This window comes from Streptococcus oralis (assembly GCF_003943825.1).
Taxonomy (GTDB): domain Bacteria; phylum Bacillota; class Bacilli; order Lactobacillales; family Streptococcaceae; genus Streptococcus; species Streptococcus oralis_CD.
This window is the reverse complement of record NZ_RJNJ01000008.1, coordinates 21186-38392: the sequence shown is the minus strand read 5'-3', so window position 1 is coordinate 38392 and position 17207 is coordinate 21186. Positions and strand designations below refer to the sequence as shown.

Genomic DNA, 17207 nt, shown 5'->3' with positions numbered 1-17207 from the left:
TTGGGATTTTAAAAGGAAACGATATGAAGAAATATATTTTTATGCGTGTATTGCGTTCATTGTTGTCTATTTTCTTGGTGACAACCTTGACCTACACAATAATTTATACGATGGTTCCTCGAAAATTGATTTTCAAGCAGGATACCAACTATAACAAGATTGCAACGACGCCGGACAAGCGGGATAATTATGAAAATACCGTTTATGAACGGATGGGCTATATCGAGTACTACGATACCAAAGAGTTGCAAGAAAGAGCGAGCACAATGGACTCATCTGTAACAGTGGATGCCAATGATACCAATAAGGCAATCTATGAAAAATACATCAACCAACTAGGAAATGGTTGGACACTCGGTGTGTTCTCAGAAAGTGGTCAATTCTATGCTACGCGTGAAATTCCGATTTTTGAACGTGTTTTCAAATTCTATTCCAACTTGATTGATATTGATCATCCAAACAAGATTCAAGACCCTGAAAATCCAAACTTGCAACGTTATCTTCGTTTTGAAAATGACCCTGCTATTGGTTGGTCATTAGTTGGTTCAGGTACAAAACACAAATACCTTTTGTATTTCAACAATCAATTCCCATTTGTACACCAAAACTTTGTGAACATTAACCTGGGTGATTCTTACCCAACTTATGCAAACACACCAGTGCTTCAGGTTATCACACAAGGTCAGGGACAAACTAAGACATCAGAAGTTCAATTCCCTACAGGTAAAAAGACTTCATCTGTAGATATTTACTCTCGTACCTACAAATCTCCAAGTCAAGCAGACGCGCGTGAAGTAGCCAACTATGGTAAGGACGATCCATATACAGCTACAGAAAGCAATTACCAATACCCATCTATGATTGCAAGCTCAGCGGTTGCTGGTTTGATCGGTTTGATTATTTCGTATGCGATTGCGATTCCACTTGGATCTGCTATGGCTCGCCACAAGAATACTTGGATTGATAGCTTCTCGACAGGTGCTCTAACCTTCTTGCTTGCTCTTCCAACGATCGCTTTGGTTTACATCGTGCGTTTGATTGGATCATCTATTGGTCTGCCTGATTCATTCCCTATCTTGGGGGCTGGAGATTGGCGTTCTTATGTCTTGCCAGCAGTCATTCTAGGTTTGTTGGGTGCACCAAGTACGGCTATCTGGATTCGTCGTTACATGATCGACTTGCAATCTCAGGACTTCGTTCGTTTTGCGCGTGCCAAAGGTTTGTCTGAAAAAGAAATTTCAAATAAACACATCTTTAAAAATGCCATGGTTCCACTGGTTTCAGGTATTCCTGGTGCCGTTATCGGGGTTATCGGTGGTGCAACATTGACAGAAACGGTCTTTGCTTTCCCAGGTATGGGTAAAATGTTGATTGACTCTGTTAAGGCATCAAACAACTCAATGGTAGTTGGTCTTGTCTTCATCTTCACATGTATTTCTATCTTCTCACTCTTTGTAGGAGATATCTGGATGACCATGCTTGACCCACGTATTAAATTGACAGAGAAAGGAGGCAAATAATGTCAACAATCGATAAAGAAAAATTTCAGTTCGTAAAACGTGATGATTTTGCCTCTGAAACAATTGATGCTCCTGCCTATTCATACTGGGGTTCTGTATTTAGACAATTTCTAAAGAAAAAATCAACCGTCTTTATGCTAGGAATTTTGGTTGCCATTATCTTGATGAGCTTTATTTACCCAATGTTCTCAAACTTTGACTTCAACGATGTAAGTAAGGTCAATGACTTTTCTGCTCGTTTTATCAAACCCAATGCTGAACATTGGTTTGGTACAGATAGCAATGGTAAATCCTTGTTTGATGGGGTTTGGTTTGGTGCGCGTAACTCTATCCTCATCTCTGTAATTGCCACTTTTATCAACCTTGTAATTGGGGTTATTGTTGGTGGGATTTGGGGAATTTCAAAATCCGTTGACCGCGTCATGATGGAAGTTTATAACATTATTTCTAACATTCCATCTCTTTTGATTGTCATTGTCTTGACTTACTCAATTGGTGCTGGTTTCTGGAATTTGATTTTTGCCATGAGTGTGACAACTTGGATTGGGATTGCTTATATGATTCGTATCCAAATCATGCGTTACCGTGACTTGGAATACAACCTTGCTTCTCAAACACTTGGAACACCAACCTTTAAAATCATTGTTAAAAACATCATGCCGCAATTGGTATCTGTTATTGTTTCTACAATGACCTTGATGTTGCCAAGCTTCATCTCTTATGAAGCCTTCCTTTCCTTCTTTGGATTGGGATTGCCTGTAACAGTACCAAGTTTGGGACGTTTGATCTCAGATTACTCACAAAACGTTACGACCAACGCTTACTTATTCTGGATTCCATTGACAACCTTGATCTTGGTATCCCTATCTCTTTTCGTTGTTGGTCAAAACCTAGCGGATGCTAGTGATCCACGTACACATAGATAGGAGTAGACATGACAAAAGAAAGTAATGTAATTTTGACTGCTCGCGATATTGTCGTGGAATTTGACGTTCGTGACAAAGTTCTGACGGCTATCCGAGGAGTTTCTCTGGACCTGATTGAAGGAGAAGTTCTTGCCTTGGTAGGTGAGTCCGGTTCTGGTAAATCTGTTTTAACAAAAACCTTTACAGGGATGCTAGAAGACAATGGACGTATTGCCCAAGGAAGCATCGACTATCGTGGACAAGACTTGACCGCCCTTACTTCTAACAAGGAATGGGAGAAGATTCGTGGTGCTAAAATTGCGACCATCTTCCAAGACCCTATGACAAGTTTGGACCCAATCAATACAATCGGTAGCCAAATCACTGAAGTTATCATTAAACACCAAGGGAAAACAGCTAAGGAAGCCAAAGAGATGGCAATCGACTATATGAACAAGGTCGGAATTCCAGACGCTGAAAAACGTTTTGAAGAGTATCCTTTCCAATATTCTGGAGGAATGCGCCAACGTATCGTTATTGCGATTGCCCTTGCCTGTCGTCCAGATATCTTGATCTGTGACGAGCCAACAACGGCTCTTGATGTAACCATTCAAGCGCAAATCATTGATTTGCTTAAAACATTGCAAAATGAGTACCACTTTACCATTATCTTTATCACCCATGACCTTGGTGTGGTAGCAAGTATTGCCGATAAGGTGGCGGTTATGTATGCTGGTGAAATTGTAGAATACGGTACTGTTGAGGAAGTCTTCTACGATCCACGTCATCCATACACTTGGAGTCTCTTGTCTAGCTTGCCTCAGCTTGCTGATGATAAAGGGGAATTGTACTCTATCCCAGGAACACCACCGTCTCTTTATACTGAGTTGAAAGGTGATGCCTTTGCCCTTCGTTCAGATTATGCGATGCAAATTGATTTTGAAGAGAAGGCACCTCAGTTTTCAGTCACTGATACCCACTGGGCTAAGACTTGGTTGCTTCATGAGAATGCTCCTAAAGTTGAAAAACCTGGGGTCATTGCAGATTTGCATGACAAGATTCGTGATAAAATGGGCTTTGCTCATCTAGAAGACTAGGAGGAAGGAAATGTCTGAAAAATTAGTAGAAATTAAAGATTTAGAAATTTCCTTCGGTGAAGGAAGTAAGAAGTTTGTTGCGGTTAAAAACGCCAACTTCTTTATCAACAAGGGAGAAACCTTCTCTCTTGTTGGTGAGTCTGGTAGCGGGAAAACAACGATTGGTCGTGCCATTATTGGTCTAAATAATACTAGTAAAGGTGAGATCATCTTTGATGGTCATAAGATTAATGGGAAAAAATCTCATAAGGAATCATCAGACTTGATCCGTCGCATCCAGATGATTTTCCAGGACCCTGCAGCGAGCTTGAATGAGCGTGCAACAGTTGACTATATCATCTCTGAAGGTCTTTACAACTACCACTTGTTCAAAGACGAAGAAGATAGAAAAGAAAAAGTTCAAAAGATGATTCATGAAGTTGGACTTTTGAAAGAACACTTGACCCGTTATCCACACGAGTTTTCTGGTGGTCAACGCCAGCGTATCGGGATTGCCCGTGCCCTTGTGATGGAACCTGATTTCGTTATTGCGGATGAGCCAATTTCAGCCTTGGACGTATCAGTGCGTGCGCAAGTCTTGAACTTGCTCAAGAAGTTCCAAAAAGAGTTGGGCTTGACTTATCTCTTCATCGCGCATGACTTGTCAGTTGTTCGCTTTATCTCAGATCGTATCGCGGTTATCTATAAGGGAGTTATCGTCGAAGTGGCGGAGACAGAGGAGTTGTTTAACAATCCTGTCCACCCATACACTCAAGCACTTCTATCTGCTGTACCGATTCCAGATCCAATCTTGGAACGCAAGAAGGTTTTGAAAGTTTACGATCCTGACCAACATGACTATGAGACAGACAAGCCATCTATGGTAGAAATTCGTCCAGGTCACTACGTTTGGGCTAACCAAGCAGAACTTGCTCGTTACAAGAAAGCTCTTAAAGAATAAACAAATTAGGAGAGGACCGAAAGGTCTTCTCATTTTTAATAGAAAAAATCCCCTTTTACTGGCTTGTAAAAGGGGAATTGTATTATCATTAGCGTTTAGACCAAGTGCGTTTCATAAAGAGTAGCAAAATTGGGTAAATCTCTAAGCGACCTGCGATCATTGCAAAGGAGAGGAGGATTTTAGAGATGGGACTAAAGATGGAAAAACTCGAGGTTGTACCTAGAATAGGTCCGATATTGTTAAAACAGCTGAAGACCGCACTGGTTACGACTAGAAAATCATTGCTATCAAGACTGACGATAAAGATGAGAGAGAGAATAATCATCATATAGATAGCAAAATATTTAAGAATCTTGTGCTGGGTATCCTTATCAATCACAGTTTTATTGACGTGTAGAGTCAAAACACGGTGAGGGGATAAAGTGGACAAAATCTGATTTTTTGCGATTTTAGAGAGGATAAGTCCTCTGATCACCTTAAGACCACCTGCAGTTGAGCCAGCTGATCCACCGATTCCCATGAGGAAGAGGAGGATAAATTGGGAGAAGAGGGGCCAGTTGGTAATATCTCCGTAACCAAAACCTGTTGTCGTGATGATATTGGAAACCTGAAAGAAGGCCATTTCAACGCTTTTAGAGACACCTTGGTAGAGGTGGAGCGTATTAAGAGTAATCAAGCCGGTAGAAACTAGGACAATGATGATATATGCTCGTAGTTCTTCATCTCCAAAGAAAGCCTTAACCCGACGGAGCATGAGGTAGTAGTAGAGATTGAAGTTAACCCCAAAAACCAACACTCCGATACTAACTAGATAGGTGATGAGTGAGCTACCGTAGTGGGCAATTCCGTCGTTATAGACGGTAAAGCCCCCAGTTCCTGCTGTTCCCATAGCGATGACAAAACTATCATAGAGAGGCATGCCTGCTAGATAGTAGATAACCACAAAAAGGGAGAAGAGAGCCAGATAAAGCAGATAGAGAATCTGGGCAGTGTTTTTTAGCTTGGATACGACCTTGCCAAAGACAGGTCCAGGGACCTCAGCCTTCATCACCTCCAAGTGACTATTCTTTGCATTGTCCATAATGGCAAGTGCAAAGACGAGCACCCCCATCCCTCCAATCAAGTGGGTGAAACTTCGCCAGAAGAGGAGGGAACGAGTGAGAACGGAAACATCGTTCAGGATAGTTGCTCCTGTAGTCGTAAATCCGGAACTGATTTCAAAGAAGGCATCGATGACGCTTGGGATTTGTCCTGAAAAGACAAAGGGGAGGCCACCAAAGAAAGACCATAGAATCCAACAGAGAGCAACAATTAAGACCCCTTCCTTGGCATAAATCCGTTGATTTTTCGGTTTCCGTAAAACGCCTAGACCACCGAGAAGGACTAAAATTCCAATCGTAGAAAAGAGAGCGATAAATACTTGACTGGATTCTTGGTAATAGATCGCTACACTAACAGGAACTAGGAGAAGAACAGCCTCAATCAAGAGAAGTTTTGAGAGGAGGTAACGAATCATACTTTTATTCATTTTTTACCTCTCAATCAAATCATAAATTTTGGTGATATTTGGCAATAAGGTCGTCACGAGTAACTTGTCTCCCACCTCAAGCATATCCTCTCCAGTAGGGAAAATTGTTTTTCCTTTTCGGATAATGGCTGCGATGAGAACCCCTTTTTTTAATTTCAACTGTGATAGAGGTTTGGCAGTCATTTTATTAGCTTCCTTGATTTGGAATTGGAGAGTTTCAATTTGACCGTTTGCTAGATGGTGCATGGCTTGAAGGTCTGAATACTGAGCGTTTACTCGACCACGGATAAAGTGCATAATGGTATCCACTGCGATGCTTTTTGGTGTGATGATACTTGAAAAATCAGGCGCGTGGATAATCTCTAAAAGGCTTGTTCGGTTGACCTTGGTGATATTCTTATGGACGCCAACACGGTCAAGAAACATAGAAGTGATGATATTTTCCTCATCAACCCCAGTCAAGGTTGCGACTGCATCATAGTGGGGAGCACTTTCTTCCAGCAAAATGTCTTTTGCAGTTCCATCTCCTTGGACAATATAGAGATTGGGGAACTTTTCGCTGAAGAAACGAGCTCTTTCAGGATTGATCTCGATGACCTTGGTATCAATGCGACTGTCTTTTAAAATGCCGAGTAGATAATAAGCAATCTTCCCAGCTCCAACGATAAGTAAGCTTTTCACTGCACGAGATTTAAAATAGTTATGGAAAAGCATCATATCTACACGATTTCCCGTAACAAAAATCCTATCCTTGTCTTGGATAATAACATCACCACTTGGGATCATAAGTTGATGATCTCTCTCCATAGCACAGACAATAATATTCCCAAATTTTTTACGGAAGTCTGAGATTGGCATTTGACAAAGACCGCTAGAATCCTTGACAACAAACTCCATGAGACTGACCCGACCTCCAGCAAATCGTTCGACAGAGAGGGCATTAGGGAAATCAATGATATTTGAGATTGCACGCGCTGCTAGGAGTTCTGGATTAACGATAAGTGAAAATCCAAGAATATTTTTCTCTTTAAAATAGGCATTAGAGTATTCAGGATTTCGCACCCGAACGATGGTTTCTTTAGCACCCATTTTTTTAGCAAGTACTGCTGAAATCATATTCACTTCATCGTGTTCGGTTAGGGCGATAAAGATATCGCACTCTTGAACACTGGCTTGCTCCAAGATGGCAAAGTCAGCACCATTTCCAAGGAGACCTATGATATCATAGCGACTGACAATGTGATTGAGGACAGCCTCATCTTGTTCAATGAGGACAACGTCATGGTTTTCTGCAACCAGTGAACGACAGAGGGCGAAACCAACTTTCCCTCCACCAACAAGGACAATTTTCATATAAAAAACCTACTTTTTCATGATGTAACTATCATACCCTTTTTTAGCAAAAAATGCACTTGCTAAGGCGATTTTTAGGGCAAGAAAGGCCTTTTTCAAGTTTTTGAAGATACATTTGTTTAACTTCTATAACGATGGCTCCGATTTGAAGTGATTTGGCTCTTTTACCATACCTTTTCAGAAAGGGAATGACCAAACATGAAAATATCATCAAAAAAAGTAAAAAAATCAAGTCGTTTCTATTGACAATGATTCTGAAAGTGTTATACTAAGGAAGTAGTTTCGCTGATTTACTTCAAACCTGTTGTGAGGTAAGTTAACGACACCTTAACCACGCTGTTTGCTGAGCTTGACTCCGGGCAGTGTGGCTATTTTTTTGCAATGATAAAAGGAAGCCAGTCATGACAAATCACATTGTATTATTTGAACCCCAGATTCCACAAAATACAGGTAACATTGCTCGTACTTGCGCTGCGACCAATTCTCCCCTCCACATCATTAAACCAATGGGCTTTCCTATCGATGATCGCAAGATGAAGCGGGCTGGTTTGGATTACTGGGATAAATTAGAGATTTATTTTTATGACAGTTTGGAAGATTTCATGTCTCAGATGAAGGGAAAACTCTATCTGATTTCGAAATTTGCGGAAAAGGTCTATTCTGAAGCAGATTTATCAACTGACGAGGACCATTATTTTCTCTTCGGACGTGAAGACAAGGGCTTGCCTGAGGACTTTATGCGGGAGCATCCCGAAAAGGCTCTCCGTATTCCTATGAATGATGAACATGTCCGCAGTCTCAATGTGTCCAATACCGTCTGCATGATTGTTTACGAAGCTCTTCGTCAGCAGAATTTTGCAGGTCTTGAGCTTGTTCACACCTATGAAGCAGATAAATTGAAATAATCAAAATGCTTGCACTTGCAAGCGTTTTTTGTTATGATTAAAGGGTCTTCAGGGCTGGGTGCAATTCCCGACCGGCGGTGACTTTAACTAGCTATTTTGGCTTACTCTTCGTTGTCTTGTCTCGATATACTCAAGTATTATCTTCGACTGCGACGCCTAGATTAATCCAAAATATCTTAGTTAAAGAAGTCCGCGAGCGCAAGCTGATGTGGTGCGATTCCACAACCGACAGTATAGTCTGGATGGGAGAAGACGAAAGAATGGCTTTGTCTGTTCTGATTGGTTTATAGATAAATTGCAACCGCTTGCTCAAAAGAGTGAGAGGGAACTTTTGGGATATAAAAAGTGAGAATAGATAGAGGGATCCTTTCCAACTTCTTCTGATTTTATAGAAAATTGGAGGAACCTGTTATGACAAACACACGTCGAATTTCGACCATTGCGATTTTATCAGCCATTTCATTTGTGCTGATGTACTTTGACTTTCCGCTCTTGCCAGCGGCAACCTTCCTCAAGATCGAGTTTAGTATCTTGCCAGTCCTTGTAGGCTTGGTGGTGATGGATTTGCCAGCTGCTCTCGGGATTCTCTTGTTGCGATCACTCTTGAAGTTGCTTCTCAATAGCCAGGGAGTGAATACTTACATTGGCTTGCCAATGAATATCGTAGCTCTGGGAGTTTTTGTTATCGTCTTTGGTTTGATTTGGAAAAAGGAACGTAACACCCTTCGTTTCCTACTAGCATCTCTAGCGGGAACTATTGGGTTGACTTCTGCCATGTTGGTTCTCAACTATGTCTATGCGGTTCCTTTATACGCGCAGTTTGCCAACTTTGATATTAGAGAAATTATAGGACTTTCTAACTACTTGATGACCATGGTTTTACCTTTTAACCTGATTGAAAGTATCATCTTTGCCGTTTCATTCTGGTTGTTATACGTCCTCTTGAAACCAACCTTAAAACATTATGAGAGATAAACAAACATTTTTAATGAAGGGCAGTTTTGCCCTTTTACTTTTCGTCCTTCTTGGCTATATGGTTAAGTTCTATCCTGAAACGCTGGTCGGTTTTGATCAACCTCTTCAGACTGCCCTTCGTGGGGACTTGCCAGATTATTTAACGGTTCTGTTCCGTGCCCTTACGCATTTGATTGATATCCCAGTAATCATTACCTGGGTTGCCATCGCAGCCTTTATCTTTTATCGTAAGCAGTGGAAGATAGAAAGCTACTTCATGGCGGGCAATCTAGCCTTAGCCGGTCTTTTGATTGTGACCTTTAAAAATATTTACCAGCGCCCACGACCAGCTATCTTACACTTGGTAGAGGAGAAGGGATTTTCCTTCCCAAGCGGGCATTCTCTGGCAGTGACGCTGATGGTAGGGACTTTGATTGTCATTCTCAGTCAACGGATTAAAGATCCGGTTTGGAGAAAAATTGTGCAAATCGTCCTTGGGGTCTACCTAGTCAGTGTGCTGCTATCTCGGGTCTATCTGGGAGTTCACTATCCATCAGATGTTCTTGCCAGTTTCTGTGTGGGCTTGGGAGTCTTGTTTATCGAATTTCCTTTCTATGACAAGCTTCGCTTCCAATGGCGATTTAAAGGCAAGCAGAAGTGAGCATCAAATTCCTTTGAGGAAAAAGAAATGAAAGTCAATATAACAGATCTCCATCCGACTCAACTATACTTATCAGAAAAGAAGTTACAAGATATCCAGATGCTTTATCAGTCGGTAGAAATAATCAATGTTGCTCCAATCAGTGTTCTTGCATTCGGAGACTGCTTGTTGATTACAGACGGGCATCACAGGGCTTATCAGGCTTTATTGGCAGGTAGGGATACGATTTCTGCTGAGTGGGATAGAGATGGTGGCGATGAACTGTATTATCTCTATGCGCAAGCTTGTGAGGAAAGAAAGATTTACTCTGTTCTGGATTTAAAAAATCATATCGTATCTCAAGATGAGTATGAAGCAAAATGGTATAACTGGTGTGATGGTTTTAATCAAGCAGCAACTCTTTTATTGAAAAGGAAAGCAGGTGAAACAGATCCTACAAATAGGTAATGCATTGTGTCTTGTTCCTTTTTATATTGAAATTAGTCTAATCTAACTTGTTTTTTAACTAAAAATCTGATAAACTAAGTAGTAATTGAATAGGAATCCGCAAGACTAGTAACTCAAGGGAAGTATATCAGGGAGGAGAGCCGTGACTGCAAGCTCTCTATATGAAAGCTGGGTGAATTCACTTGCGCATGGATTTAGAAATGAAGGTCTGACTTGTCAGATGAAAACGGATGGTACCGCGTGTCAACGCTCCGAGTGGAGTTTTTGGCATGTGGTTTTCTTTTTATCTGTTAAGTGACTGATGGAGGAATTATGTCAACTATTGAAGAACAATTAAAAGCGCTTCGCGAAGAAACGCTGGCTAGCTTGAAGCAGCTTACTGCTGAAAATGAAAAAGAGATGCAAGATTTGCGTGTCTCTGTCCTTGGTAAAAAAGGGTCGCTTACTGAAATCCTCAAAGGGATGAAAGATGTCTCTGCTGAGATGCGCCCAATCATCGGGAAACATGTTAATGAAGCTCGTGATGTTTTGACAGCTGCTTTTGAAGAAACAGCTAAGCTCTTGGAAGAAAAGAAAGTTGCAGCTCAATTAGCTAGTGAGAGCATCGATGTAACACTTCCAGGTCGTCCTGTTGCGGTTGGTCACCGTCATGTTCTCACACAAACAAGTGAAGAAATCGAAGATATTTTCATCGGTATGGGGTACCAAGTCGTGGATGGTTTTGAAGTGGAGCAAGACTACTACAACTTTGAGCGTATGAATCTTCCAAAAGATCACCCAGCTCGCGATATGCAGGATACTTTCTATATCACTGAAGAAATCTTGCTCCGTACCCACACGTCTCCAGTTCAGGCGCGTGCCATGGATGCCCATGATTTTTCGAAAGGTCCTTTGAAGATGATCTCACCGGGGCGCGTATTTCGTCGTGATACGGACGATGCAACCCACAGTCACCAATTCCACCAAATCGAAGGTTTGGTTGTTGGGAAAAACATCTCTATGGCAGATCTTCAAGGAACGCTTCAGTTGATTGTCCAAAAGATGTTCGGTGAAGAGCGTCAGATCCGTCTGCGTCCATCCTATTTCCCATTCACAGAGCCATCTGTTGAGGTGGATGTTTCCTGCTTCAAGTGTGGTGGAGAAGGCTGTAACGTATGTAAGAAAACAGGTTGGATCGAGATTATGGGTGCCGGTATGGTTCACCCACGTGTCCTTGAAATGAGTGGCATCGATGCGACTGTATACTCTGGCTTTGCCTTTGGTCTTGGACAAGAGCGTGTCGCTATGCTCCGTTACGGAATTAACGATATCCGTGGATTCTACCAAGGAGATGTCCGCTTCTCAGAACAGTTTAAATAAGATTGAAACCTGAAACACAGTCCTATACAGTCCTAGTCATTTTCTCTCGATGAGAATAGTAAGGACTGACTCGAAGAAAAAGAAAGGAATTGAAAAGGTCTTACTTGGTGGGATCTTACAATCAGAATTATGCTTGTATCTTATAAATGGTTAAAAGAATTGGTGGACATTGATATGCCATCACAAGAGTTGGCTGAGAAAATGTCAACTACAGGGATCGAGGTCGAAGGTGTCGAATCACCGGCTGCTGGTCTCTCAAAAATTGTCGTCGGTGAGGTTTTGTCTTGCGAAGATGTGCCAGAAACACACTTGCATGTCTGTCAGGTTAACGTTGGCGAAGAAGAAGCCCGTCAGATTGTTTGTGGTGCCCCAAATGTACGTGCTGGGATTAAGGTCATGGTGGCTCTTCCAGGAGCTCGTATTGCTGACAATTACAAAATCAAAAAAGGGAAAATCCGTGGCTTAGAGTCACTTGGAATGATCTGTTCCCTTGGTGAATTGGGAATTTCTGACTCGGTTGTACCGAAGGAATTCGCAGATGGTATTCAAATCTTGCCTCAAGATGCAGTACCAGGTGAGGAAGTCTTCTCATATCTAGACTTGGATGACGAAATCATCGAACTTTCTATCACGCCAAACCGTGCAGACGCTCTTTCTATGCGTGGAGTAGCGCACGAAGTAGCAGCCATCTATGACAAGGCTGTTAACTTTAAAGAATTTACTCTGACAGAAACAAATGAAGTTGCAGCAGACGCTCTTTCTGTAGGGATTGAAACAGACAAGGCACCATACTATGCAGCCCGTATCTTGGACAATGTGACCATCGCACCAAGTCCGCAATGGTTGCAAAACCTTCTTATGAACGAAGGGATTCGTCCGATTAACAATGTCGTAGACGTAACCAACTACATCTTGCTTTACTTTGGTCAACCGATGCATGCCTTTGACTTGGATACCTTTGAAGGGACTGAAATCCGTGTGCGTGAAGCGCGTGCTGGTGAAAAATTGGTGACCTTGGATGGTGAAGAGCGTGACTTGGAAACAAATGACTTAGTCATCACTGTCGCAGACAAGCCAGTAGCCCTTGCAGGTGTTATGGGTGGTCAAGCAACAGAAATCTCTGAAAATTCTAGTCGTGTTGTCCTTGAAGCTGCTGTCTTCAATGGCAAATCCATCCGCAAGACTAGTGGTCGCCTTAACCTACGCTCTGAATCCTCTTCTCGCTTTGAAAAAGGCATCAATGTGGCAACAGTCAATGAAGCCCTTGATGCGGCAGCTAGCCTGATTGCGGAACTTGCAGGTGCGACTGTGCGTAAGGGTATCGTTTCGGCAGGCCAGCTTGATACTTCTGATGTGGAAGTTTCTTCTACTCTTGCAGACGTTAACCGCGTCCTTGGTACGGAGCTTTCCTATGCTGATGTGGAAGATGTCTTCCGTCGTCTTGGCTTTGGCCTTTCTGGAAATGCAGATAGCTTTACAGTCAGCGTACCTCGTCGTCGTTGGGATATCACCATCGAAGCGGACCTCTTTGAAGAAATCGCTCGTATCTATGGTTATGATCGCTTGCCAACTAGTCTTCCAAAAGACGACGGTACAGCTGGTGAATTGACTGCGACACAAAAATTGCGCCGTCAAGTTCGTACGATCGCTGAAGGAGCTGGTTTGACAGAAATCATCACCTACGCTCTGACAACTCCTGAAAAAGCAGTTGAGTTTACAGCTCAACCAAGTAACCTTACAGAACTCATGTGGCCAATGACAGTGGACCGTTCTGTCCTCCGTCAAAATATGGTCTCAGGTATCCTTGATACGGTGGCCTATAACGTGGCTCGTAAGAACAAAAACTTGGCTCTTTACGAGATTGGAAAAGTCTTTGAACAAACAGGCAATCCAAAAGAAGATCTACCAAATGAGATCAATAGCTTTGCCTTTGCCTTAACCGGCTTGGTTGCTGAAAAAGATTTCCAAACGGCAGCAGTTCCAGTTGATTTCTTCTATGCTAAGGGAATCTTAGAAGCGCTCTTTGATCGTTTGGGACTTGAAGTGACTTATACAGCAACAGCTGAGATTGCAAGTCTCCACCCAGGACGTACAGCCGTGATTTCACTCGGCGACCAAGTTCTTGGTTTCCTTGGCCAAGTGCATCCGGTCACTGCCAAGGCTTACGATATTCCAGAAACGTATGTAGCGGAGCTCAACCTTTCAGCCATCGAAGCAGCCCTTCAACCAGCTGCTCCATTTGTGGAAATCACCAAATTCCCAGCAGTCAGCCGTGATGTGGCCCTACTTCTCAAGGCAGAAGTCACTCACCAAGAAGTTGTAGACGCTATCCGAGCTGCCGGCGTGAAACGATTGACAGATATCAAACTCTTTGACGTCTTCTCAGGCGAAAAACTGGGAGTTGGCATGAAGTCAATGGCCTATAGCTTGACCTTCCAAAATCCAGAAGACAGCTTAACGGACGAAGAAGTCGCACGCTATATGGAAAAAATCCAAGCATCACTGGAAGAAAAAGTGAATGCAGAAGTACGTTAACTCATCAATCCATCCTTAGGGGTGGATTTTTAGTTTCAAAAGGACAGTTCAGAAGAGAAAAGCGATAGTTGAGGAGGAAGCCATCTCAGAAGGTCTTTAATGAGTTATACTAAAGCTATCGCTGAAATACTTAAAATTTATTAGAGAAAGGATACTTTTGCTACTTATAATCCGATAAAATGGACATAAATCGTTGTAAAGGCTATCAAAAAGGAGTATAATAAGTGCAACATATCTCGGAGGTGGAAAATGTTAGAAGTAAGAAATCTAGAGAAAAGTTTCGGTCCCAAGCAAGTCTTGTTTGGTGTCGATTTTCAGGCAAGTCCAGGAAGGATTCTGGGCTTGGTCGGGAAGAATGGTGCTGGGAAAACAACGATTTTCCACAGTATGTTGAAATTTTTAGAGTATCAAGGAGAGATCAGTCTGGATGGGCAGGAGATTCGTCAGGAAACCTATGCACGGATTGGTTATCTGCCTGAGGAACGCAGCCTCATGCCCAAGTTGACAGTCCTTGAGCAAGTTCGTTACTTGGCGACTCTAAAAGGCATGGATGCTAAAGAAGTCAAGGAAAAACTCCCTCAATGGATGGAAAAATTGGAAGTGAAGGGCAAATTGACCGACAAAATCAAGAGTCTGTCAAAAGGGAATCAACAGAAAATTCAGTTGATCATCACCCTGATCCATGAGCCAGACTTGATCATCCTGGATGAGCCTTTTAGTGGTTTGGATCCAGTTAATACCGAGTTACTCAAACAAGTCATCTTGAAAGAGAAAGAGCGCGGTGCAATCATTATCTTTTCTGACCATGTCATGACCAACGTTGAGGAACTTTGCGATGATATCCTGATGATTCGTGACGGGCGTGTGGTCTTGCATGGACCAGTTCAGGATGTTCGCAATCAATACGGGAAAACACGTCTCTTTGTTTCAAGTGAACGAAGCAAGGAAGAACTGGAAAAACTTCCTCACGTCAAACAGGTGAGCTTGACCAAGCAAGGAAGTTGGAAATTGATCCTCGATGACGAGAGCGCTGGAAGGGAACTCTTCCCAATCCTCACTCAAGGTCAATATATTGGGACCTTTGACCAACAAGCTCCAACAATCGATGAAATCTTTAAACTAGAATCAGGGGTGGAAGTATGAGAAATATGTGGGTTGTAATGAAGGAAACCTATCTTCGACATGTCAAGTCGTGGAGTTTCTTCTTTATGGTGATTTCGCCGTTCCTCTTTTTAGCCTTATCTGTAGGAATCGGCTATCTCCAAGGGTCTTCTATGGCCAAGAATAGCAAGATAGCAGTAGTAACAACTGTGCCATCTGTGGAAGAAGGGCTCAAGGGTACCAATGGTATCAACTTTGATTATAAGGATGAAGCCAGTGCTCAAGCTGCTATCAAGGATGAGAAAATCAAGGGTTATCTAACCATTGACCAAGAGGACAGCGTCCTCAAGGCCGTCTATCACGGTGAAACTTCTCTTGAAACAGGCATCAAGCTAGCAGTAACCAATAAACTCAATGAGCTTCAATACCAACTCAATCGCTCGGCGGCTAATTTGTCTCAAGAACAGGAAAAACGTCTGAGTCAAACTGTTGATTTTACTGAGAAGATTGATGAATCTAAGGAAAACAAAAAAATTGTTCAAACCATTGCAGCCGCAGGGCTTGGTTTCTTCCTTTATATGATTTTGATTACTTATGCTAGTGTCACTGCTCAGGAAGTGGCTAGCGAGAAAGGAACCAAAATCATGGAGGTGGTCTTCTCTAGTATCCGAGCTAGTCATTATTTCTACGCTCGCATGCTGGCTCTGCTTCTTGTGATTTTGACTCATATTGGCATTTACGTCGTGGGTGGACTGGCTGCTATTCTGCTCTTTAAAGACATCCCTATCTTGGCACAATCTGGAATTTTAAATCATCTAGGAGAGGCCTTCTCGCTCAATACCTTATTGTTTGTCTTGGTTAGCCTCTTTATGTACGTTGTTTTAGCAGCCTTCCTAGGATCTATGGTTTCTCGCCCTGAGGATTCAGGAAAGGCCTTGTCGCCATTGATGATCTTGATTATAGCAGGATTTGTCGGTGTGACCTCTCTAGGCGCTGCTGGGGACAATTTAGTTCTGAAAATTGGTTCCTATATTCCTTTCATCTCGACCTTCTTTATGCCATTTAGAGCTATAAATGGGTATGCAAGTGGTCTAGAAGCTTGGATTTCGCTTGCCATAACGGTTATTTTCGCAGTCACTGCAACAGCCTTTATCGGGCGTATGTATGCCAGCCTAGTCCTTCAGACAGATGACTTAGGTCTATGGAAAAGCTTCAAACGTGCCTTGGCTTATAAATAGCAATAGAAACCTCGTTTTCACGAGGTTTTTGTGATATTTTAAAGGTCAAATAGGGAAAATTATTTTTCATATCTATTGACTTTTAGTAGTAAAATTTGGTATGATAGTAGACGGTATTGTTTACCCCATTTGTAAGGCCCCGGAACCTTTCAAATACCCCGCGGACCGGAACATCCGCCCAGTAAACAAAAACGATATTCATATAGGAGAAATCATGAACAAAACTACATTCATGGCTAAACCAGGCCAAGTAGAACGCAAATGGTACGTTGTTGACGCAACTGATGTACCTCTTGGACGCCTTTCAGCAGTTGTTGCTAGCGTACTTCGCGGAAAAAACAAACCAACATTCACACCACACACTGATACAGGTGACTTCGTAATCGTTATCAATGCTGAAAAAGTTAAATTGACTGGTAAAAAAGCAACTGATAAGATCTACTACACTCACTCAAACCACCCAGGTGGATTGAAACAAATCTCTGCTGGTGAACTTCGTTCTAAAAATGCAGTACGTTTGATCGAAAAATCAGTTAAAGGTATGCTTCCACACAATACTCTTGGCCGCGCTCAAGGTATGAAATTGAAAGTATTCGTTGGAGCTGAGCACACTCACGCTGCACAACAACCAGAAGTTCTTGATATTTCAGGACTTATCTAAGGA

At 42.3% G+C, this 17207-nt stretch carries 15 protein-coding genes and 1 riboswitch; of the genes, 13 read left to right on the top strand and 2 right to left on the bottom strand.

Annotated features, from left to right (window positions below):
• Positions 1-23: 23 nt before the first annotated feature.
• From D8863_RS07680 to D8863_RS07665, 4 genes are read left to right on the top strand one after another with little or no spacing between them, the layout of a single operon-like run.
• Complete coding sequence (locus tag D8863_RS07680; protein ID WP_000759894.1) at positions 24-1520, top strand: ABC transporter permease; 1497 nt, start codon at positions 24-26, stop codon at positions 1518-1520.
• Positions 1520-2446 carry an oligopeptide ABC transporter permease OppC gene (gene oppC, locus D8863_RS07675; protein ID WP_125441568.1) on the top strand — a complete coding sequence of 309 codons (927 nt, stop codon included), beginning with the start codon at positions 1520-1522 and terminating at the stop codon, positions 2444-2446. Before D8863_RS07680 ends, oppC begins: the two co-directional genes overlap by 1 nt.
• A gap of 8 nt (positions 2447-2454) precedes the next feature.
• Positions 2455-3522 (top strand): ABC transporter ATP-binding protein, encoded by a 1068-nt coding sequence (locus tag D8863_RS07670; RefSeq protein ID WP_084860336.1) that lies wholly within the window; start codon positions 2455-2457, stop codon positions 3520-3522.
• Positions 3523-3532: 10 nt separating this feature from the next.
• The gene (locus D8863_RS07665; RefSeq protein WP_001291308.1) at positions 3533-4462 is read left to right on the top strand and encodes an ATP-binding cassette domain-containing protein; all 930 of its coding nucleotides are present in this window, start codon (positions 3533-3535) and stop codon (positions 4460-4462) included.
• An 88-nt stretch (positions 4463-4550) separates the two neighbouring features.
• On the opposite strand, the gene D8863_RS07660 is transcribed toward D8863_RS07665, so the two are convergent.
• Both D8863_RS07660 and trkA read right to left on the bottom strand, forming a co-directional pair.
• Positions 4551-5990 (bottom strand): TrkH family potassium uptake protein, encoded by a 1440-nt coding sequence (locus tag D8863_RS07660; RefSeq protein WP_001043431.1) that lies wholly within the window; start codon positions 5988-5990, stop codon positions 4551-4553.
• A gap of 3 nt (positions 5991-5993) precedes the next feature.
• Positions 5994-7343, bottom strand: coding sequence for a Trk system potassium transporter TrkA (gene trkA / locus D8863_RS07655; RefSeq protein WP_000706814.1), 1350 nt, complete (start codon positions 7341-7343; stop codon positions 5994-5996).
• Between the two features lie 401 nt (positions 7344-7744).
• Between trkA and D8863_RS07645 the strand changes: the two genes are divergently transcribed.
• The 9 genes from D8863_RS07645 to rplM all read left to right on the top strand — a co-directional run bounded on the left by D8863_RS07645 (position 7745) and on the right by rplM (position 17204).
• Positions 7745-8248 carry a tRNA (cytidine(34)-2'-O)-methyltransferase gene (locus D8863_RS07645; protein WP_033629317.1) on the top strand — a complete coding sequence of 168 codons (504 nt, stop codon included), beginning with the start codon at positions 7745-7747 and terminating at the stop codon, positions 8246-8248.
• Positions 8249-8288: 40 nt separating this feature from the next.
• Positions 8289-8506, top strand: a riboswitch (FMN riboswitch).
• A 153-nt stretch (positions 8507-8659) separates the two neighbouring features.
• The gene (locus tag D8863_RS07640) at positions 8660-9223 is read left to right on the top strand and encodes an ECF transporter S component (RefSeq protein WP_125441567.1); all 564 of its coding nucleotides are present in this window, start codon (positions 8660-8662) and stop codon (positions 9221-9223) included.
• Positions 9213-9863 carry a phosphatase PAP2 family protein gene (locus tag D8863_RS07635; protein ID WP_049519741.1) on the top strand — a complete coding sequence of 217 codons (651 nt, stop codon included), beginning with the start codon at positions 9213-9215 and terminating at the stop codon, positions 9861-9863. The genes D8863_RS07640 and D8863_RS07635 overlap by 11 nt, the downstream gene beginning before the upstream one ends.
• A gap of 27 nt (positions 9864-9890) precedes the next feature.
• On the top strand, positions 9891-10310 hold the full coding sequence (locus D8863_RS07630) for a hypothetical protein (RefSeq protein WP_000867350.1): 420 nt from the start codon (positions 9891-9893) through the stop codon (positions 10308-10310).
• A 312-nt stretch (positions 10311-10622) separates the two neighbouring features.
• On the top strand, positions 10623-11669 hold the full coding sequence (gene pheS, locus D8863_RS07625) for a phenylalanine--tRNA ligase subunit alpha (protein ID WP_125441566.1): 1047 nt from the start codon (positions 10623-10625) through the stop codon (positions 11667-11669).
• A gap of 129 nt (positions 11670-11798) precedes the next feature.
• Positions 11799-14204, top strand: a complete 2406-nt coding sequence (pheT, locus tag D8863_RS07620) for a phenylalanine--tRNA ligase subunit beta (protein ID WP_125441565.1) — start codon at positions 11799-11801, stop codon at positions 14202-14204.
• Positions 14205-14453: 249 nt separating this feature from the next.
• On the top strand, positions 14454-15347 hold the full coding sequence (locus D8863_RS07615) for an ABC transporter ATP-binding protein (RefSeq protein WP_125441564.1): 894 nt from the start codon (positions 14454-14456) through the stop codon (positions 15345-15347).
• The gene (locus D8863_RS07610; protein ID WP_125441563.1) at positions 15344-16543 is read left to right on the top strand and encodes an ABC transporter permease; all 1200 of its coding nucleotides are present in this window, start codon (positions 15344-15346) and stop codon (positions 16541-16543) included. Before D8863_RS07615 ends, D8863_RS07610 begins: the two co-directional genes overlap by 4 nt.
• A gap of 214 nt (positions 16544-16757) precedes the next feature.
• Positions 16758-17204, top strand: coding sequence for a 50S ribosomal protein L13 (rplM, locus tag D8863_RS07605; RefSeq protein ID WP_001044624.1), 447 nt, complete (start codon positions 16758-16760; stop codon positions 17202-17204).
• The last annotated feature ends 3 nt before the right edge of the window (positions 17205-17207 follow it).